Annotated in this window: 9 protein-coding genes; 4 read left to right on the top strand and 5 right to left on the bottom strand. The window is 34.0% G+C overall.

Going from position 1 to position 22,853, the window contains the following annotated elements; genetic code table 11:
• The first annotated feature begins 248 nt into the window (after positions 1 to 248).
• Positions 249 to 1,862, top strand: coding sequence for a tetratricopeptide repeat protein (locus FOF46_RS07460; RefSeq protein ID WP_143916019.1), 1,614 nt, complete (start codon positions 249 to 251; stop codon positions 1,860 to 1,862).
• Positions 1,863 to 1,992: 130 nt separating this feature from the next.
• On the opposite strand, the gene FOF46_RS07465 is transcribed toward FOF46_RS07460, so the two are convergent.
• The 3 genes from FOF46_RS07465 to FOF46_RS07475 form a co-directional block, all read right to left on the bottom strand.
• Positions 1,993 to 5,232 carry a DUF1553 domain-containing protein gene (locus tag FOF46_RS07465; RefSeq protein WP_143916020.1) on the bottom strand — a complete coding sequence of 1,080 codons (3,240 nt, stop codon included), beginning with the start codon at positions 5,230 to 5,232 and terminating at the stop codon, positions 1,993 to 1,995.
• Between the two features lie 560 nt (positions 5,233 to 5,792).
• Positions 5,793 to 11,678, bottom strand: a complete 5,886-nt coding sequence (locus FOF46_RS07470) for a DUF6443 domain-containing protein (RefSeq protein WP_167571769.1) — start codon at positions 11,676 to 11,678, stop codon at positions 5,793 to 5,795.
• 14 nt (positions 11,679 to 11,692) lie between these two features.
• Positions 11,693 to 14,977 (bottom strand): RHS repeat domain-containing protein, encoded by a 3,285-nt coding sequence (locus FOF46_RS07475; RefSeq protein WP_143916022.1) that lies wholly within the window; start codon positions 14,975 to 14,977, stop codon positions 11,693 to 11,695.
• Positions 14,978 to 15,306: 329 nt separating this feature from the next.
• On the opposite strand from FOF46_RS07475, the gene FOF46_RS07480 reads away from it, so the two are divergent.
• Positions 15,307 to 15,948, top strand: coding sequence for an acetyltransferase (locus FOF46_RS07480; protein WP_109438904.1), 642 nt, complete (start codon positions 15,307 to 15,309; stop codon positions 15,946 to 15,948).
• Between the two features lie 51 nt (positions 15,949 to 15,999).
• Here the strand turns inward: FOF46_RS07480 and FOF46_RS07485 are convergent, their stop codons facing one another.
• Positions 16,000 to 16,878, bottom strand: a complete 879-nt coding sequence (locus FOF46_RS07485) for a LamG domain-containing protein (protein ID WP_143916023.1) — start codon at positions 16,876 to 16,878, stop codon at positions 16,000 to 16,002.
• An 840-nt stretch (positions 16,879 to 17,718) separates the two neighbouring features.
• Here FOF46_RS07485 and FOF46_RS07490 point away from each other — a divergent pair.
• Together FOF46_RS07490 and FOF46_RS07495 are read left to right on the top strand one after the other, a co-directional pair.
• Positions 17,719 to 18,048 carry a helix-turn-helix domain-containing protein gene (locus FOF46_RS07490; protein WP_143916024.1) on the top strand — a complete coding sequence of 110 codons (330 nt, stop codon included), beginning with the start codon at positions 17,719 to 17,721 and terminating at the stop codon, positions 18,046 to 18,048.
• A gap of 13 nt (positions 18,049 to 18,061) precedes the next feature.
• Positions 18,062 to 18,496 (top strand): hypothetical protein, encoded by a 435-nt coding sequence (locus FOF46_RS07495; protein ID WP_143916025.1) that lies wholly within the window; start codon positions 18,062 to 18,064, stop codon positions 18,494 to 18,496.
• Positions 18,497 to 18,567: 71 nt separating this feature from the next.
• On the opposite strand, the gene FOF46_RS07500 is transcribed toward FOF46_RS07495, so the two are convergent.
• The gene (locus FOF46_RS07500; RefSeq protein ID WP_143916026.1) at positions 18,568 to 22,851 is read right to left on the bottom strand and encodes a DUF6443 domain-containing protein; all 4,284 of its coding nucleotides are present in this window, start codon (positions 22,849 to 22,851) and stop codon (positions 18,568 to 18,570) included.
• Positions 22,852 to 22,853 lie beyond the last annotated feature (2 nt).

The raw sequence follows: 22,853 nt of genomic DNA on the forward strand, positions 1-22,853 counted from the left end.
ACCCCTTAAATAACTAGACAAAAACACGATTTTATAGGTAGGGGACAATACACAAACATCACTCCTCTAATAATTTTTGTTAATTTATAAGAAAAAATTACTTTTTTAAACTTTTACCTAAACATTCCTCAACCAACAACTAAACAATTATTTAGTTAGATTTGGTTCATTAGATTCATTGTTTGGAAGATAATTTCTGTTAATTCTAGATTATGGAGCGTCAAAAAATATTGAAAAGAATCAAAATGATGAAAAAAATATTATTAGTATCCGGTTTTTTAATATTTACTTTATCTCAGAATTTTATATTCGGACAGGTACCATATCAAACAAATCAATATTTAGAAGAAGCAAGAAAAAATAAGTTTGTCAATTTTGATAAGGCCGTACATAATTATGAAAAGAGTATTGACTATTTTACTTATAAAAAGGATACTTTAAATCTTATCAATAGTATTCATGAATTATCTGAATTATACGGACACAATCTAAATTATGGTAAATCATATGATGGATACTGGAAAGCCCTATTTCTAGCAGAAGAAAGTAATGATGAATTTTCTAAATCAAGAGTATATCAATCTTTAGGTTGGTTATACAGTTTTTACAATAGAAATAAAAAAGCATTAGAAAATTTTGACAACGCTTTACGCATCAGTAAAAATCTGTTCTCAAAAAAAGAAATTGATGCGGGTTATCTTATCAGTGATTATTTCTCGATAGCTAGTTTTTATCGATATAATAGGGACTTTGAAACTGCAAAAAAATATGTAGATAGCTGTTATATCCACTTTCGTTCTCAAAATAGTGACGTTCAAAATTATTTTTTAGAATCAGAACGAGGATTTTTATTAGCTACTAGCGGAGAATTTGATATTGCCGAAGAGATGCTTACAAATTCTTATGAGTATTTTAAAAAAAATAATGAATCCTATTTGGTTATTGTGCACTACTTTTTTGCACAATTATATCAAATGAAAAGAGATGTAGATAAAAGTAAATTTCACTATACACAATCTTTAGAATTATCTGGCAAATACAATAGCCATATGAATTATCAAATCATAAATCATAAAGAATTATCTCAAATCTATTATGGTTCTGAAAAATACAAACAAGCTTTCTTTCATCTCAATAAAGCCATTGGCTTAGAAAACAAAATATTTGGTATCAATAGTAAAAACAATGAATATTTATTTGAGATAAAAGACAAATATCGAATCCAAAAAAACAAACAAGAACAGATACTAAATGAGCAAAAATTATTAAAATTAGAACATAAACAGAAAATATCAACACTAAGATCTATATTATTGTTTGTTACACTATTTTCACTTATTGTATTTGGTTTTATGGTATTCAAAAACTTAAAACGAAAACACAAAAGAGAAAAGATTTTATTAAAACAAAAACAGAAACTCAAGCTAAAAGAAAATAAAAAGGCAATAGAATTAAAAAACAAAGAATTAGCAAAATCTGCTCTACAACTCATAGAAAAAGATGAGTTTATTGCTGGTTTAAAAAACACTCTTACCGACAATAAAGAAGATCTAAATCCAAACTCGATAAATAAAGTCATAAAATCTATTAAGTCTGGTGTTGGTAGTAACTGGAAAGAGTTTGAAGCAAGATTTATAGATATCAATCAAGATTTTTACAAAAAAATCAAAAAGGATTTCCCACCATTAACCCAGACAGATTTAAAAATTTGTGCACTAATAAAACTTAACTTTTCAAGTAAGGACATGTCTTCACTTCTTGGAATCTCAATAGAAAGTGTGCACACCTCAAGGTATCGACTAAGAAAAAAACTAAAATTAGAAAGAAATGATAATCTAGTTGAATTTGTTTCACAATACTAATCTCAGCATGTTTTTTTATTGAACAAAATCTAAAAACAAGATTAAGGGAGTTTTTATTTTTTGTTGTCTGTCATCAAATCTTCTTTGCGATACTAGTAAATCATAATGTATCATGATGATCACATATATATTATCTTTTAGTTATTGTAGCATCAGAATTCATAATCGTACTAGCAACAACTGCATTTGCCGCTATCATAGGGAGGTTTTCATTTTCTTGAAAGCGGATATCTCCAGAATTTAACCAACCTCTTGCCTTATCAATATTTTCTGTAAACTTTTTAAATTCCTCATTTTGTAACTCCATCAACAGTTGTAATTCTTTTGTTGTTATCGTCTTTCCTGTTAATCGTATATACGCATCGCTAATTGCATCTTCAATACTCAAAAACGAAGTCATATTTTTACCTATTACTTTTGCTGTTTCTATATACGTAGGATCATTAAGGAGTACCAATGCCTGTAAAGGAGTATTGGTTTCTTGTCTTCTGGTAGTGCAGATATCTCTTGTAGGGGCATCAAAAGTAGCTATAGTAGGATTGGGAGCTGTTCTTTTCCATATAGTATACATACTTCTTCTATATAGATCTTCTCCAGACCCTCTTTCGTAAGTTATATGTGTCATTTTCCATAATCCTTTTGGTTGGTATGGTTTTACACTCTCCCCTCCTATTTTTTGATTTAGTAATCCGCTCGCGAGTAATACATTATCTCGTAACATTTCTCCCGACAATCTCTTTCTGGGACCTCTAGCCAGTAATTCATTATCCGGATCTATCTCTCTTAACACATCTGACACATTAGAATCTTGCTGGTACGTATTAGACATTACAATTAACTTATTTAATGTCTTAAGGTCCCATCCTGTTTTAATAAATTTTATTGCCAGCCAATCTAATAATTCAGGATGTGTTGGCAAGGTTCCCTGATTTCCAAAATCTTCAGAAGTTTCTACAATACCGGTACCAAAGAAATTCTGCCAGTATCTATTTACCGCTACTCTTGCCGTTAAAGGATGGTTGGGGTCTATTAACCATTTAGCGAGACCTAATCTATTTTTGGGTAATTTTTCTGACATGGATGGTAGACTTTCCGGAGTATCCGAAAATACCTCTTCACCGTAAACATCATATTGTCCTCTTTCTAACACATAGGTTTTACGTAAATTCAGAGAGTCTTTCATCACCATAATTTCCTTGATATTATCAACACTATCTGCATATTGAGTACGTAATTCTTGTAATGATGATAATGCTTTTTTTACAGGCTTTGATTTTGTAGACAAATAATAGTTTACTAATTGATCTTTATCTTTTTTAGACAACTCACTTTCGTTTTTTGATAGTATTGGATCAAGAAATTTGCTATTTGATATTTTAAGAATTTCCAGATTGGTTAATTCCTTATCAAAGACCATAAGATCATCTACTATTGATTTAGCAATTCCTTTACCTCTCCATCTTGCTCCAATTTGTAATCCAGGTTCTATAGGTTCAGGATAAATATAGTCTTCATAATTGTGAAAGATAATATCCTTATATAGGTTATCTATTTCTACATTAGACTTCATTTCCTGACCGTCAAGGTATATTTTAAAGCCTTTTGCTTTACTGGAACCGTCATAGGTTAAGGTAAGATGTACCCATTGATCTCTGGGTACTTCTTTAATAGTTCGTTTTACAATAGCATTGTCTGGCCATACATGTGCCATCAAAAGTTCTAGTGTATTATCGGGTTTAATAGTTAAGTGGTACCCTCTATAACTATGCAATCTGGTTCCCTGTGCTTTATGAAAAATCACTCCTTCTTTTAGATCTTTGGGTACAAATATTCGTATTGCGATACTAAAAGCCTCACTACGTTGAAAAATACCAATATCACCCAAATCTAACCACGCATCCCCATCAAACTGAAGTCCTTTGCCAGAATACCCCAGGGTAAAAGTTGTTTTTTCATTGTTCGTAAATTGGGTCTTCATCGTACCATGTTCTCTACGATTAAGTTTATTTTGTAATGAATTATTTTCAAAGTCAAAATAGGCTGATAGATGATCTGTATCTTTAAATGAATCTGTTTTATATTTTTCTTCTGCAATCCAATCCTTTGCATTTTGTAACTGATTACTTTTTATTTCCTGAATGTTTTGAGTCTCTTTATCAATCAGAGTATTGATATAGGACATCATTTTTTCTTCTTCTTTTGTTGGGAGAAGTAATGTAGGTACGGGCATAGACCAATCCCATGGAATTTGGCCAGACTCATTTATCTGATTAAAAAAACTATACAACTCATAATAATTTTTTTGTGAAATAGGATCGTATTTATGATCATGGCATTTTGCACAAGCTACCGTTAATCCCATGATACCCTGTCCCATAACATTGGTTCTATCTGAAACGTATTCTGATCGAAATTCTTCATCTATAATTCCTCCTTCAAGGTTTTGAGGGTGTAGACGATTAAATCCTGTTGCTAATACCTGTTCTTTTGTGGGGTTATCTAATAAATCCCCTGCCAACTGCCATGTAATAAATTTGTCATAAGATAAATTTTCATTGAACGATTGAATTACCCAATCTCGCCAGGGGCTCATATCTCTATATCGATCTACGAAATATCCATGGGTATCGGCATACCTGGCTAAATCTAACCAATCAACAGCCATTTTTTCTCCGTAATGAGGAGAATCTAAAAGACGATCTACTTGTTTTTCATACGCATCTGTAGATGTATCATTTGTGAAATCTAAAATCTCTTTTTTGGTAGGTGGTAATCCTGTGAGATCAAGTGAAACGCGTCGTAATAGTAGTTCTTTATTTGCTTTTTTAGAAGGTGTGATATTATGCTCTTCTAATTTGGCCAAGACAAAATTATCGATCGGATTAGCTACCAGGTTCTCATTATTCACTTTGGGTATTTTAGGTAAAGATGCTGGTATAAAAGCCCAATGATCTTTATATTCTGCTCCTTCATCAATCCATTTAACCAGTATTGCTTTTTCTTCTGGAGATAGTGACAAATATGATTCTGGTGTTGGCATTACCACGTTAGGGTCATTTGATAAAATTCTATGAAAAACTTCAGATTTTTTTAGGTTGCCCGGAGTTATAGCAAATTTTCCTGGAGACTCTTTTAACTCTATAAGTGCGGTCTCTGGATCATGCAATTGAAGCCCTCCTGATATTTTTGCTTTATCTGGTCCATGACAGCTAAAACATTTATCAGATAAAATTGGTTTTACATGAATATTATAATCTAGTTGCTCTGGGAGTTTTTCATATGCATGAGCTACATCTTCTGGTAATGAAGGGGTACAACCAACACATAGTATTAAAAGCAAAAATGCAGAAAGAAAGAATTTTATTTTCATAACTAATTTAGAACTAAACTTCAGTTACAAAATTAGTGCTTCACTCTTTTTTTGATTTTAATTGAACTAGACAAAAACTGTACAAGTACCCTCTAAAAACTAAATCATTGAAGAAAATATATTTTTTTAAGTAAATGAAGTAAGAAGTATTGAAACAAAAAAACAGCTACAGAAATGTAGCTGTTTCTTATCTATTTATTTTCTTACTCATACCGCCGTTAACCAATCTTTGAGGCCACTAGCGAGACGCTAGCGTGACAGACTAGCGAGAGCAGGGTCACGGAAAATATTTCCGCGCTATCTGGATATTTCACCAACAATTTGTAAAAAACACTATATATAAATTGATCATTATTAACATTACTACTAAAAACAATATTATTTTATTGTTTTTTACAAATAGAAGTAATAAATAAACAATTAATGGAAATAATATCATAAATATTATAGAATCTAATTCGATGAGCAATAAATAATCACATTTACTTTCAGACAAAGCAAAATATGTTATCATAAATATTGCCCAAATTATAAGTCTTTGATACCTAAATAAAAAATTATTATTCATCATACATTTTTGTTCTTTGTATGACAGGTAACTTCATTTTTTCAATATTTGAAGTTGAAAATTTCAGTGTTAAACCTGCTGTAAAAGGAACTAAACCTATTAATTTACCTGCTAGACTTTTAGGTGTTTTCATCTTTTTTCCTGGCTTAATTGAATAACCAGAAGAGCCAATTAATGCAGTACTAATTGCCTTATATGATCTTTGTAAATCCTTCATAACTGAATGACCAGTTCTATTTCTATGATTTTGAACAGCTTGAGCAACAATGAAAAATTCAAAAATCCCTTTATTATTTTTGTTTTTAATTTTTTCAGGATTAAAACCATTAGACACATCAACTTCTGATACACTAAGTCCATGATCTACAATCTCTCCATCATCATTCCATATAGTTTCAACTGCCTGAATTTGAATTGAACTTAACCGTCCAGAGGATTCGATCACTGCTGTCATATATAAATTTTGTTTCTTATAAATGTATTTTCCATTTTTTAATCTTTCACGACTGTTCACTTGATTATTCAAATATACAATATCGGATCCATCTTCTCCTTTTTTACCATTCTCTGACACATTAGTTCTATGCATAATAACAATATCAGTATTCTCTGTTTTTGTTCCTGCAGTTCTCCCATTACTTGCTCGGAAAGTTCCATCATTATTAGATTTCCATACAGAAGAATTATATCCAGAAGATTTATTAATAATTTCATCCACCAGATTTTCTGCATTAGCTCCACTAGGATCTGTCCAGTAAATAGGGTTATTATCAAAAGCAGTATATGTCGACATAGAATGATGGGTAACAGGATCAATAGCAACCCACCTTGCAATAGCAGGATCGTATTGACGAACATCCATCTCATATAGATTAACTCCTAAGCTTTCTTCTAACTCAATACCATTATACTTAAATTTCTGTGCTGTACTGTTTGTACGGGGACTTACTATTTCATTATATCCTTTGTGCTTCAGCCCAAAAGGATAGTAGTTGTTCTCCTCTATGATCTCATCTTGAACAATCGCACCATCTCGATTAGCATCTTTATAGGACAACCTGATATTTCCTAAATGATCTTTGTATTGATATATATAATCAAATGATGAGATTGCAGTACTGCCGTTCGCAATGACAGGTTCTATGTATCCTTCTGCATGATTAAAGAACTCTAACGTACCATTCTTATAGATATAATTACCAGCGTATTCAGTTTCTATTAAAGAACTTCCACTTGGCGATATTTTTTTCAACTTGGCGCCAGTAGCGTCGTAAATATAAGTAATATCTCCTGTTCCTTCACTATTAGATATAGAAACAGTTTCTGGTAGATTTAAATGATTGTAGGTAATATTTGTAATCCCTTTATTTTGGTCAATCGTCATATTACCATTAACATCATAGGTATAATCATTGTTGGTATTGGTACCATCTTCAAATCCACCAGCTCCAATCCATTGATCTTTTACCTTCAATAATTTATTACCATGATCATAGCTATAGGTAAGGTAATCCATGGCTGCTCCAGCTACTTGACTTCCTTTTTTAGCTCTGTTCAAGGTCAACAAATTTCCATTTTTATCATAGGAAATATTAGTAACATTAAACCATCCTGGTTCATCTAATAGTTCTGTATTATATCCTGCCGATTGTATTCTATTTAATGCGTCATAACTATAGTTATAATATCGTTTTTTATTGTCATTTTGAGTTTCCCATTCGGTTCTACTAATATTTCCATTATATAAAGGGTTGTTTCCTTGATTATAACCGATACTAAATCCAAATAAATCTCCATTACTCGTAGTCCCTTCATTAATTGATGTTAACCACCCTCTCACATTATGGGTGTAATCTATGGTTTGTAGTGGGGAGCTTGCTTCACTTGCGTTCGCAATGCCACCTACTTTTTTACTCGTTAATTGTCCTAATGCATCATAACTATTTTCTGCAATAACTTCTTCTGCTTGCGTATTGATCTTTTGGGTTTGTTTTAATAGTCGCCCAGTATGATCATAAGTAAATTTGTCTACTGTTACGATAGCCGCATTAGTACCTTTAGTATGTGTAGTTTTGGTTTCTTCTACTCTACCCACAAAATCCAACTTGCTTTCTACGATATCGGTAGTATTGAGATAGTCATTTTTACTTGCGACATAAATTGGTCTTGCTTTGTCATCATAATAAGTAACGGTAGTGATCCAATCATTAGTTCCTAACACACGTACTTTACCACCCGTGGCTAGCGATCGGGTACGATCTGTGGTGCCTACTCCGTAGACCGTTCCCGGATTCGATAGCCCATTGATATCAAAACTATAGTTGTCATAATAGTTAACAGTTAGTATTTCTAGATCTGCAGTTGGAAACGCTGCATTGCTATAATACACTGTAGTTCCTCCTAAAGTAGTAGCTGGTTCTCTTGTTTCCCAAAACGTACTCAATCCGCTCATTGCCAGGAGTAAAGTTCCTCTATTACGTGTACTCTTGTACTTACCAGTATATGCTACTCTTCCTAAGGCGTCATATTTGGTAAACAACCATTCTCCTTTAGCCTTTTGATTAGCATCTTGAGTTAATATCGGTTGATCGAGTTTATCATATATGATATACTCCCATCCTTTGCCTGGGATTTTCTTTTCTACCAGGCGATTTCTATGATCATATTTGTATTGATAACATAACTCAGAAAGCTCGATATTATATACTGGATCATTGGTAGTCACCTTTGGCGGAATCACATAGGTTAGATTGTCAAATTCATCATATACATAATACGTATCATGAGGGATTCCTTCATTAAACGTTTGTTTTAAAACCACTCTCCCTCTTTTGTCCTTGTATTCTTTGCTTGTATGATCCTTAGGATGCGTTTGATTAAGTTGCCAGTTTTCATCTTTGATTATCGTAACATATAATTCCCCAGCGGTATAAAATCCATCTTTTACCAATTGCGGTTTTCCTGTATTTCCACCAGAAAAAGTAACCTTAAAACGTACTACCTCATCAACAATATTAGTATCCCAGTCAAACTTGATCGTATGATCATCATTATTTGTTGGGTTTGCTTTCCAATCCTTCCCCGGAGCGCCTTGTTCTGCTACTCTATTTAAAGGTGAAGGTTCAAAAATACTTTCAGAATACGCGTTAACATCTGCCAAAGCCATTCCTATAAAGTCATCGCCATAGGTATTTTGGTAATAACTATTAATAGTCGTATTTACATTTACAGTTCCATAACTTCCCAAAGGAGTAGTTGTATTGGCTGCTCTTTCAAAGGGTAAATGTTGTTTTGCCTGTCTGCCATAGATATCATATTCGATATGGGTAACAATATCCTTTGCTGTTGGTGAAGCTTTGATTCCTACTTGTTGCTTTGGTCGTCCTAATCCGTCAAAATAAGTTATGTTCTCGATCACATCTCTATTAGTAGTAACCCCTGTCATCGATTCCATCTCATTTTGATATACTCTGGTAAAGACATAATTCTCATTACTAATAGTAATCTCCTGATAAGGAGTACCTGCACATCCACTATTTTCTCCTGGCACTTCTGGACACTGATCATTGGCATTGGTGACATATCCTGCAGGAGCAATACTATAATATACACTCTGGTTAGGATCTCCAAATCCATCACCATCGCTATCCAAATAAAATGTTTGTGGCGCAATATTGATAATATTAACCGTGCTATCGTCATAATCATCATCATTACGTACAAAACCTAAAGGTTGATCACATTGTTTTTTAGTCATACTTTTATCCCCCCAGGTATCTCCATCTGCATCTTTGTACCATACTGTGTTGGGAGTTAAACTTGCATCGTTATCATTACAATCATTTGCATTGGTAACATATCCGGCGGGTTGGGTACTTTGATATTTTTTATCAGCCAGGTTACCAAAAGTATCTCCATCTACATCTCTATAAAAATTCCTAGGAGCAATATTGGTAATTAGTCCTGTACTATCATTATAATCATCATCGTTACGCACATAACCCGCTGGTTTAGTACATTGTATTTTAGTCACATTCTTATCTCCAAAAGTATCTCCATCCCCATCTATATACCAAACCGTATTTGGATGTATACTTGCATCGCTGTCATTACAATCTCCTAATGGTTTTACTGTGAGACTATAACCAGATCCAGGATTTATACATTGTTTCTTTGTGGTACTTGCAAAACCATCTCCATCACTGTTCTTATACCAAACTGTATCGGGGTGGATCGCAGCATTACTATCGTTACAATCTCCTAATGGTCTTACTGTAAGACTATATCCAGATCCAGGATTTGTACATTGTTTCTTTGTGGTACTTGCAAAACCATCTCCATCACTGTTCTTATACCAAACTGTATCGGGGTGGATCGCAGCATTACTATCGTTACAATCACCTAAAGGTCTTACTGTCAGACTATACCCAGATCCAGGATTTGTACATTGTTTCTTCGTGGTACTTGCAAAACCATCCCCATCACTGTTCTTATACCAAACTGTATCGGGGTGGATCGCAGCATTACTATCGTCACAATCACCTAAAGGTCTTACTGTCAGACTATAACCAGATCCAGGATTTGTACATTGTTTCTTCGTGGTACTTGCAAAACCATCTCCATCACTGTTCTTATACCAAACTGTATCGGGGTGGATCGCAGCATTACTATCATTACAATCTCCTAAAGGTCTTACTGTGAGGCTGTACCCAGATCCAGGGTTTGTACATTGTTTCTTCGTAGTACTTGCAAAACCATCTCCATCACTATTCTTATACCAAACTGTATTGGGGTGAATCGCTGCGTTATTATCATTACAATCTCCTAAAGGTCTTACTGTCAGGCTGTATCCAGATCCAGGGTTTGTGCATTGTTTCTTTGTAGTACTCGCAAAACCATCTCCATCACTATTCTTATACCAAACTGTATCTGGGTGGATCGCTGCGTTATTATCATTACAATCACCTAAAGGTCTTACTGTAAGGCTATACCCAGACCCTGGATTTGTACATTGTTTCTTTGTAGTACTCGCAAAACCATCTCCATCACTGTTTTTATACCAAACTGTATTAGGGTGAATGTTTATATTGTTATCATTACAATCACCAATCTTTCTAACATATTTTGAAGATGGCTGACTACATTGTTGTCGAATCGCACTTAAATCACCTTCATTACCAAAACTATCTCCATCATTATCATAGTACCATACGGTAAGGGGATTCAAGGTGACATCATTATCATTACAATCTCCTAAACCTGTTACACTTAACTTATACCCTGCCCCTGGACTGGTGCATTGTTTTTTACTTGTACTAGCAAAATTATCTCCATCACTATCCTTGTACCATACCGTGTTTGGATTAATTGCGGCACTACCATCATTACAATCATTCGCATTAGTAACATATCCTGAAGGTTGTGCACTCTGATACTTTATATTACTTGGGTTTCCAAAAGTATCTCCGTCGCCATCTCTATAAAAGTTTCTAGGAACAACATTTGTGATTAACGCATTACTATCATCATAATCACTATTGTTGGTTACATACCCATTAGGTCGCGCACTAGCGTATATTGTACTATTCGGATTACCATAAGTATCTCCATCTCCATCCCGATAAAAGTTTCTAGGCGCTATATTTGTAATTAGTGCATTGCCATCATCACGATCTCCGTACCTACCAACATATCCTGCAGGTATTGTTAGTTGACATGTTTTATTATTTATATCTCCCCAGCTGTCTCCATCAGCATCGCGATAGGAGGTAATTCCACAATCCCCGAGAACATCTCCGTCTCCTATTTGTGAAAAAGCACTTGCTGTACCCATCATTACAATGATAAGTACTATATAGTTTTTTATTATATTTTTCATTGTCTTAGTCCTCATTAGTTCTTATACCCATATTTGTTTTCAGAAATCAATTTTCCCGCAGCATCCTTTACATGTTCCAGGCGATTAAATATGTCATAATGATATGTCATCGTATACCCTCTTGGGTCGGTCACGCTAGTCACTCCAATTAATGGATCATAGGTAAAAGAAGTAATCTGTGCGTTAGCAAAATATGTATGTGACCTTAAGTCATCAATTAAGCCACGAATCGTTGCTTCTTGTGCTGGATTGGTTTCCTGATTTGTATTGGTTTTTAATTGAGTAATCAACGTATGTACTGCAGCAGGCATATCGATATAACTGGCATGATCAATCTTGGCAATTGGATACCGATCATTATACCCCCAGATATAGATGGTATGGCTACCATCGGTTTGAGTAACCTCTAAAGGGTTACCTTGACTATCGTAATTCAAATATTCAATACGATTTTCTAAATCTCGACTCCCCTTAGCCACTTGTACGCTCTTAGGTAGAGTAATGCTTCCAAAAATCTGATACTTGGTAAGTTGTTTTGTTGCTAATACATTATTGATACGGGTTTCCTGCTGAATAGGTTCTGTAATACGATAGTACACACTCTTTTTCAGATTAGAAATTGCACTATATTCTGTAGCAGTTAATGGACTCCCCAATGCATCTGCAGAAGACACATCATCAGGATAATAAGTTTTTGTTTCGACACTATCCCCATTACTATCTGTTGTAGTTATAGTTGTTGGAAATGTTCTTCCCTGATATCCTTCATCAAAGGTATATTGTGTTGTTATCTTTACATTTCCAGATGGGTAATAACTTGTTTTTTCGGTTCCTGTCATCAGGTATCGATCACTAAAATTATTGTACATTGTATATTCAGGGCTAGCACTACCGATATATCCCATCGCGATATTCCCTGACAAGAACTCCCCTTTTCGAGTATAGATATTGCTCAGTTCTTCTACGATAGAGAAATTCTGACTCGATGGATTGAACTTATATACTTTTGTTCCTAATAACAGCCCTCTTTGGTGAGAATAATCTTTTGCTGGAGCAAAAGGGTACCCTTCTCCCGGGAGAAATTGATTGTTTTCGCTATACCTATGATCATCTGGAATAAATCTATAGGTATACTCTGTTTTCCCTTGTGAATTATCTGTATTAAATTCAGTCACATTCGTATATCCCACATGATACGAGCTCAATCCGTTTTGAGGAAAGAGACTGTTGGATTGGATAATATTAAATGTGCAATTTAAACTCCCATCAAAAAAAGGAGCTCTTAGATATATGAAAGAAGGAGGGTTAGACGCAAAACCACTGGATAACTCAGGATGTGCAAACTGTCTATACTCGTATTTTTTAGTATTTATAAGTGAACCATTGGTATCTTTAAATCTCATCTCCTTGATACGAAGTCCTCCTGTAAAAGCTATAGAAGTACTACTACCATTATTATCCACAACCTCTTTTTTATAGAAATATAGACTAGCCGTATTATCATATCGAGGAATTCCATTCTCCAGACTCGTAGGAATTAGTCCGTTTTGAGCATTCACTGTATACGTCCCTGCTTCTAATTCAAAAGGTTGCGCATCACTACTGTTTCCTCTAAAAGTTCTTAATGTATTCCCGTTAGCATCGGCAAGCCATAGCGTTGGACAATCATTAGAACCAAGATTATTATCACAAGCGGCAACAGCAGTACTTCTGTAATAGATCAACGTTTTTTCTGGCAATGTGAAAGAAGAACTTAACACTTCACTAGAATCTGGAGAAGTCGTTATTTGTGAACCAGTAATGATTACAGATTTTAGTGTATTTCCTGCAAAAAATGCTTTCCCTCCAGTTACTGTATTGGATTCATAAATAAATTCTGTACTCCCTTTAGTGGGGTATACGATTTCCTTTAATAATAGGGTCTGAGCAAAATCGGAATTGACTGCACGATCTGCTCCATTAACATCAACCGGATTTCCATACCCATTGGTATACACTGCTCCAGGATATAAAACATCGTTATCAGCTCCATTAGAATAATCCCAAAAATCTTTGTTAAATGATAATCGCTCTGGAAAAGCATGATCCTCATAATAACTAAAACTGTGTTCTTTATTAATTACACTCCCTTTTTGTTGTTTGATTTTTTTAAGGTATAATTTCTTAGTACGTTGATCTAAATCGCCATATGTTCCTAACCTCTCCCAAGGAGCAGTAGTAAAATATCCATGTTCAAAACGGTAACTATCAATAACATTATCATTAGCATCTTTAAGCGTAACCGCGGTTAAGGCTTTATCATTCTTAAGATCATTACGTGAAGTATCATAATTAAACTGAATACTCCCTTGTGTTCCTTCTATAGTGGTAAGGTACGTTGGTAGATAACGATCTTCAGAAAGTGAAGTAGATACATCTGGGACATTACAGTTCCCATTTGCTCCCGGTACAATTGATGGAAGATATTTTTTTTGATCCAAAAGACTATAATATACTACATCTGTAGTCCCTTTGGAATAGTTAAAACGAACACTATTCCCTTTATAATCTCTAATCTGAGTTAAATACCATCCAGAAGTATGAAAAGTAAATCCTGACGGAAGTTGTGAGTTTTCTCCATAAATCAGATTGCGTTTAACTTCTGTCACTAACTCTGAAGATCCAGGAATAATCCCAAAAGTATAGGTCATTCCTTGAGGAGTAATTACTTCCCAACCCAAAATGGTCGTAATATTATTTACCTGACCCGTAATTTTTCTAATCTGGTGATCATTTTTAGGGTGGCTATAAATTGCACCTTGTTGATCAAAAAAGAATTTCCCGCTCCCTCCCGGAAAATTAAAATAATATAAATCAGACTCATAATCCTGAGTTTTACTGCGTACTGCATCATCAAAAGCCAGTGCTTGTTGTTGTGGAGTTAAATTAAAGAAAGCATCTACAGTATTAGTAGTATTCAAAAACCCTTCTTTTTCATCATCTGGGATACCTCTTACTTGTCTGGTAATCATCCCTCCTGCAGCAAGACTCCAGCCTATACCTATACGTGAAGCAATTTCGTTAACCTTAATACCAGAAGCATGATAATTTACCGATACGGGAACTTCTATCCCAAACTCGGATAAACTCATCAAAGGAATTGAAATATTAGGAGTTCCTGTATTTAAACCTACAGGGATGTCAGTATATTTCCCAATAGCAGCAACCTCTGGTGTTGGTGGTGATAACTGTGGTAATTCCTGGCCAAAAGTGAAGGCATAAAACATGCCTATGACACATAGCAAGTGTTTTCTAATCATAATGGATTGAATTTTTTGTTTAATGATATTGCTTATAAACCTATACTGGGTTTCGTTTTCGTACTACTTAGGAGTACGTGTATCTCCCCAACTATTCAGCGCTTTTTAAAATCATTTGAATGAACATATAGTTTTACCTTGCAATACTAAGGCAGACCCGTCCCGTTTTTTGAGACTGAGGAAAAAATATTTTTAGTGTACTTATATTCTCTTCATCAAAACTGACAAATATCATACTTTCAAAAAGGGAGGTTGGATACTTTTGACCTATCAAAACAACACTAAAGAGTTAGACACTATAACATTACATACTATAAAATGGCGCCAAAATGGAAGAGATCAATACGGTAAGATTATATGGTGCTGGAGGACATGCTCAAATCATACATTCAGTTTTAAAGCAAAACAGGGTTGCTGTTACAGAAATATTTGATGACAATCCTTCTGGTTGTCATCCCAAGTTTAAACATATATCAATTTTAGAAATAGATAAAGACTTTTCTCAAGAAGGAGATCCTTTTATTATCGCTATTGGAGATAATTTTCAGCGATCTGAGATTGCTAAATTTTTACAAAGTGAATTTGCAACAGCAATACATTCATCCGCCATTATAGATCCAGATATAAAAATAGGAAAAGGCACTGTTGTTTATGCCGGAGCTGTAATCCAACCCAATACTACTATTGGAAAGCACGTAATTATAAATACATTGGCAAGTGTAGATCACGATAATGTAATTGAGGATTTTGTTCATATTTCGCCCAACACCACCCTCTGCGGACTCGTTCATGTGGGTGAAGGGTCTCATATCGGTGCCGGAGCAGTCGTTGTACCAAAAATTAAGATTGGCAAATGGTGTATCATTGGAGCAGGAACAGTAGTTATACGAGACATTCCAGATTACGCAGTCGTAGTGGGTAATCCAGGAAAAATTATTAAAATGAACTATCCTGAGGAGTCAAAGAAGTAAGAAAATAGTGCTTACTATATCAATAATTATTCTACCTCCATAAAATAGTTACTATTCAAAAAGAGATTGCACTCCGTTTTCTAATGTATACAGTGTTGAAATCTCCTTATCACTTAAGTTTCTATTAAAAATAGATAATTCATCCATTAGTCCGATATACCCTAAACCTAAATAGATATTAGATTTATCCAGTTCCCATGTAAATGGATCTGAAATGTTTTTTCTAGTTCCTTTTAATTCTCCATTCATATAAAGAGAAGCTTGACCATTTTCTGTATTAAGGTTAGAAAAATTGATCAGGATATGAGTCCATTCACCTTTTCTGAACGGTGGATTTTTCACTACTGGTTCTAATTGCTTTATAAAAATTGGATTTTCGTTATCAGGTCCATTAGGAGTTGGATTCCATACATCTCTATCCCCAATCACACCTAATCTAAAATCTCTGGGGTTTTCTTTAGTAAAATCAACCCAAATCGAAGCATCATTATAACTTACATCTGTAATTTGTATAGGATCGCAATATCCTGGTTTTAAATCTGTGGCTGGATCTAAACTTAGCCAAAATGAAATAGCACCACTCCAATCACTTGTGTTATACGCAATATTTTTTGCACTTGGGTAGTATATATTCCCACGACTTCTTTCTGTAAACAAAAGTCCATCACCATAACGTCCTTTATCTTTTGCAATACTAATATCTGGTTTATGTAAACCTACTTGTGCAGAATCACGAGCTTTACGCGAGGGAACGGTATAAAGGTTAGCATCTCCTAGTGCAAAATCTGCCTGTACACCTTTATCAAAAGAGGCATATAAGGTAAGTGATGATTTTAAATCTGCCTGGGTTGTATCCTTAGCGCAAGAAGCGAGCAACATAGGTAAAACACCAAAAAATATAACTAGTTTTATAAACGTTTGATTTTGCATTATAGTAGTCTTAAAAAATAATGCCTTAAAGGTATACAATTATAGTGTGAAAGAAATCCTAAAAACTAAAAGTGATAAAACACTATACTTTATTGATCATTTTGAGTTTAGAAGTAATCATTAGATATTTTTTATAAAAGCCCGAAAGTTTTCTATGTTTTAATTCTAGATGCCTACCTCGTTATGAATTATTTAGAATTTTCAGGATTTTGATCTTAATACAATTGATATCAACCGTTTATTATTAAATATCTTTAGCTATAAGCTTTTATACATGTTAATGTCTTAACTCATTAAAATGTTACCACATCCTGAAAAAAAAAATCATTGTCTTCTACTTATATACTTCTAGAATTAAAAATTTACAACAAGAGACTAGTTCTGGCTAGTTTAGAAATAACCCACTTGGATCTTAAAAGTGAGATTAATCCCCAAGCAGATTAGCTCCTAAGTATCAGATATGTTTATAACATATCTGATCTACTATGGTTCTAGATATATCAACGTTGGATCTGTTGGTGAATACCAAACAAAAGACTCTGGCGTTCTCGTGTTTTAGTTTTTGTATGCTTAAAGTAATTCGCATACTTTCTAATTTATTCGTCTTGATTCCACCTAAAATGTGAAGCTCTAAATGTTTTGTTATGTACTCGTAGTTATTTGGATTAGAAGTATTCAACATAATCAAAAAACATTTTAAAAAAGTTTTTACGACCTATTGGTAGCAAATGTAATGTTTTGGTCTTTACAAAACAAGACTTAATCATTTTGTTTACTACGTATAAATCTTCTATTTTTGCTAAAACCCACTTTTAATAGTAGTTTTAACTACGTAAGCGTATGACTATAGGTGAACATATTTTGATTTTAAGGAAGAAGCATAACCTTTCACAATCTGCGTTAGGTAAAAAAGTAGATACTTCTGGCGATATTATTGGACGTTATGAACGTGATATTATGATGCCATCTATTGAAGTGATTATGAAGATTGCTGATGCGCTTAATGTCTCTATTGATTTCCTTGTTGGCAAAACAACTTTAGAACTTGACAGTAATGTACTTAAAAGAGTGGAAGAAGTCTCTAAACTTAACGATGAAGAAAAAGATAAAATCTTTATGGTTATTGATGCGCTAATTCTTGATTTTAAAGCTAAAAGAGCGTATTCATAAAAAATATTAGTTCATGCAAAATAAGAATAATGAAGAAGATATAAAAAAAGCTATAAACCTAATAATAGAAAATGATGTTGAGTATGACGATTTAATAGAGTTTTTTATAGATAATGATATTGACTATAAAATTGTTGAAGATTTGTTTATATTCTTACCTATTATATTCTGTAGAATTATGCTACCTCAGGTTAATTTTCCTGATACTTTTATAGAAATGAAAGATAATAACGAAACTAGAAAAGTATTCAAATCAATGCCTATTTATAATTTAATTTACAAAACGGTAGAAGAGTATATTAAAATGCTTTCTGGTCAAGATATAATAAAAATAGCTGGGTTGAGTGCTGAATTTAAGGTAATAAGTGACCTTTTAATAAAAGAAGGTGAAGACGATGAAAACCTATTAAAAGAAATAAAATTAACAGAGATGGTCATAAATAGATAAAATGTTAACCATTAATAAAAAAGACAGAACCAGTTTAAGTTCTGTCTTTTTTATTTAGAGTAAGTTTATCATCAATTATCTAACTGTGGAAAAACTTTTTTACAATTATCACAAGGTGGAACAACTTTTCCTGTTCTCGGTCTAATTGCTTTTGTAAATCGTATTTGAGAAGGTATTGCATCTTGATGTTTTATTAAAAGCTCTGTCGCTACCTTAAATTCTGCACAACATCCAACAGGGCTTTTAGTTCCTGGATTTACTGCTCCTACACCTCCTGCTTTTTCTGCTGCTTTAAGTAAAGATGCAGGTATATCACCTGTTGCTGATGCTTTACCAGCTCCCATTATAGACGTGCTCCCTTTTAGTTCCCCACCAATAATGGTACTAACTTTCTTGCTAGTGTTTGATGCTACAGTTTTCACCTCTGTTTGTAAAGCACTGCTTGCGAGTTTAGTTTCAGCGCTACTTGCAAGACTAGACCCTCTTCCTGCAGGCGATAATGCTACCATTCCGTTCATTATCACTTGTCCTTGTGCCATAACATTGCCATCAGCTGCTTTTGAGATAGTTTCTCCGCCTAACAATTTATATGCAGCATCACCAAAATAGTTTCCTGTGATATTCTTGGTCGGCCCTGAACTTGTGGGCGTCATATCCAAATGGGTATTCATATCGCCACCACGTGGCTGCCCCATTAAACCATACCAAAACTTATCCTTAATCCATCCAAAAAGCTCTGCTCCCTCCAGTTCAATACCCATTCCAAGTTTGTTTTCTTGGAACGCATATGTAGAGTTATAAGCATAATCTTCTGCTAATGGGTCAACTTGCCAAAATCTACCAATTGCTGGGTCACTAACACGGTATTTCCATTCGTGGGTATTTAATCCTAAATCATCTGTAAATTCTTGTCCTTGATAAGTCTTCAAATCATTCTTTACGCCTTGGATAACATTGTTATATCCACGATGCTCTAATCCAAATGGATAGTAATTTTGCTCTCTCCTTATCTCGGAAGAGGCGTCTATGCTACCATCATTATTGTCATCTGCATAAGTTAATCTCGTATTTCCCCATATATCCTTATATTGATATACATAATCAAAACTACCATTAGTATTAGGTTCTACATACCCTTCAGAGTGTTTAAAGAATTGTAAATCTGGTCCTTCATAGACATAGCCACCATCGTAATGTGTAAATACTCCGTTTACCGATTTGGTTAATTTTGTTCCGGTAGCATCATAAGTATATCGAATTTGTTTCCCATTAATGGTAACCACAGTGGGTAAATTTAGATGATTATAACGTATGCCGGTAATGCCTTTATTACGATCAACAGTCATGTTTCCATTGACATCATATACATAGTCATTACCAGTATTCGTTCCATCTTTAAAACCGTAATTGTCATTACCCGTGTCTACTACTTTCGATAATCTATTACCTTGATCATAGGTATAGTATAAACGATCCATATTGGCAAAACTTACCCCATTTTGCCACCCACTACGTGTTAATCCTAGAATATTACCATTTTTATCATAGTTCACGGAACTCAAATTATATTTACCTGTGTTATGAATTCCTTTGGTGATTCTATCTAATGCATCGTAGATGTAGGAATATTGCCTTTTGATATTGTCGTTAGCAGTTTTCCATAGGGTTTGTGAGATGTTACCATTATATAATGGAGTAGTTCCATTATTAGCCGTATCATAATTAATCCCAAAAGCAAACAGGTCCTCTTCTAATGCTTTTTTAGGGTCATTAATCTGTTTTAGCCACCCTCTTACATTATACGCATAATCGATGGTTTGTAAACTTTTTCTTTTTGGATTAATAAGAGTAAAGTTTTTTATCCTGCTTCCGGTATGATACAATGATGCATCTCCTATCAGGTTACCACTTGATGGTATTGTAGATGTATAAAATACTGCATCATTCTTTTTATACACAATAGTAGTCCCTATTCTTTCTACGGAAAGAATATCTCCTATTTTATAGTTAAGATTTAAATTCCCTTTAGTGATTCCTTTTTCTCGTACCTGAACTTTTCCTGAGGACATTGTATAAATAGCATAATCAATGCTTCTGAAATTAACATTTTTATCTTCTTTTGATATCCCTACCATGAGGTCTTTATTGGTATGTACCACCTGAAAAGCTACTGCACCATTACCTTGTATAGCTAGTTTAGATGCAAAACCAGCATTCCAAGCATTTTGAGGGATTGTTTTTTTTATCGTATGATTCAGTTCAATCATAACGTTAATAAGATTGGTGATACTACTACCAGTGGATCCCCCAACCTCCTTTTTTGTTAGCATACCCATTTCGTCATAAGTATTATTAACGATCAGTTCTTCAGGTTGTTCATTGATTGTTTGGTTTTGGATTAATAATCGGCCCATGTGGTCATAGGTGAACTTGTCTTTAGTAAGAATAGGTGTTGCTTGTAAGCGTTTATGGCTTGTGGTACTTTCCAGTACTTTATCAGTAAAATCTAGTTTATTACTAATACTATTGGTAGTGCCTAGATATTCATTATAACTATAACCATAAACTAAACGTGCCTTTTTATCATAATAGTTTACAGAAGTAATCCATTTATTAGTTCCTAATACACGAGTTTTGCTCCCTGTAGACAAGGTTTTAACATCAGTTTTTATTGCCTGCCCATACACTTGACTTGGTTTCGCGCCACCAGCTAAGTCAAAATTATAATCATCATAATAGCTAATCGTCATCAAGTTATAAATGTTCTTTGGCTCGGCATTGTTGCTGTAATACAGTTTAAACCCAGTTCCACCTAAATTAAGTGGGTTGATTACACGTTGTTCAAATACAGGAGCTGTACTGTTATTGTATAACGTCTGCATGGTTGTTCGATCTCTATTGTCGGCAAAAATACCAGTATAGGCAACTCGCCCAAATATATCGTATTTAGTAAATGTCCATTCTTTTGGAATCTGTCTACGTTGCCTAGCATCTTGCATGAGAACAGGGCGGTCAAGACGATCATAAACGATGTATTCCCTTCCTTTACCGGACACTTTTTTCTCGACTAGACGATTTTTTGTATCATATTTATATTGATAACAGAGTTCGGCAAGTTCATCCTGACTAATTCCATTTTCGATGTTGACTTTAGGAGGAATTACATAGCTTAAATTATCATAATCATCATATACATAATAGGTGTCATGGGAAATGTTTTTATTATACGTTCGTTTTAAGATAAGCCTATCATTCATATCTATAAACTCTTCTGTGGTATTATCTTTATCAAATTCTTGTTCAGGCTGCCAATTTTCGTTGTAAGTGATATTTTTATACAGTTTATCTACATGATAATATCCATTATGGATAAGACTAGGTTTTTCTTTATCTTCATTATCAAATTTTATCTCGAATAAAGCTACTTCATTTTGGGTGTTAAAAGCATATTCGTGCCTAATTGTATGATTTTTTGAAATTCTTTTCGCATAGTCCTGCCTACCTTTTATAACAGGTAAGTTAATATTCAGATCTACAGATAACCTCTCTGCTTTTAAAGAACCACGATTAAATGTGCGATAAAACTCTAAATAATTATTACGTATTCTTGCTCTAACGGTTAATCTCCTAACCCCTCGACTAATACGTATGATTGTACCAAGTTCTGTATCTGGTAATGATGTAGGAGAGGAATTAATTTGTTTGATGCGGCCTAATTTGATATCACCACTTGAGGCCCATCCGCCATCAAACTTAAAATGTAAAATGTTGTTTTCAATTTTAATAAAACCACTACCACCACCAGAACTAGTAGTACAAATATCACTTAAACGTAAGGGTATATTGAGATCATCATAAACTATTCTGTCCCTTGTGATTGTTTTAAGTGATACTTGATTAGGATCATATTTCCAACTGCTTCCGGGGGCTGCTTCTTCTAGAACTCTCTGCAATGGGGAAGCTTCATAGATGGTCTCATTATATGGATTTAATGTTTGCTCATATTTTTCGGTATTATAAAAACTTAAATTATCGTCAATTGGGTTTGGGTATATTAACCCAAGTTGAGTTTCTGAAGAACTATACGATAAATACGCCTTAGGATTGTTACCATATGCATCATAAACATACGGAGTGATAACATCTTGGTGATTGCCACCTGCGCGCACAAGTACTTGCTGAGAAACTCTACCTAATCCATCATGATAGGTTACTTCTTCTATTTTATCATCTGGTTGAACATTACCGTCAGTAGTTGCTACATGATACTTTGTAGTTTTTATATAGTTTTCTGTTTGGGTCTGCCCAAAGACTAATACAGGCAAAAACACCAACAATAAGAAAAAATTTTTCATTT

The organism is Aquimarina algiphila, from assembly GCF_007489275.1.
GTDB classification, from domain to species: domain Bacteria; phylum Bacteroidota; class Bacteroidia; order Flavobacteriales; family Flavobacteriaceae; genus Aquimarina; species Aquimarina algiphila.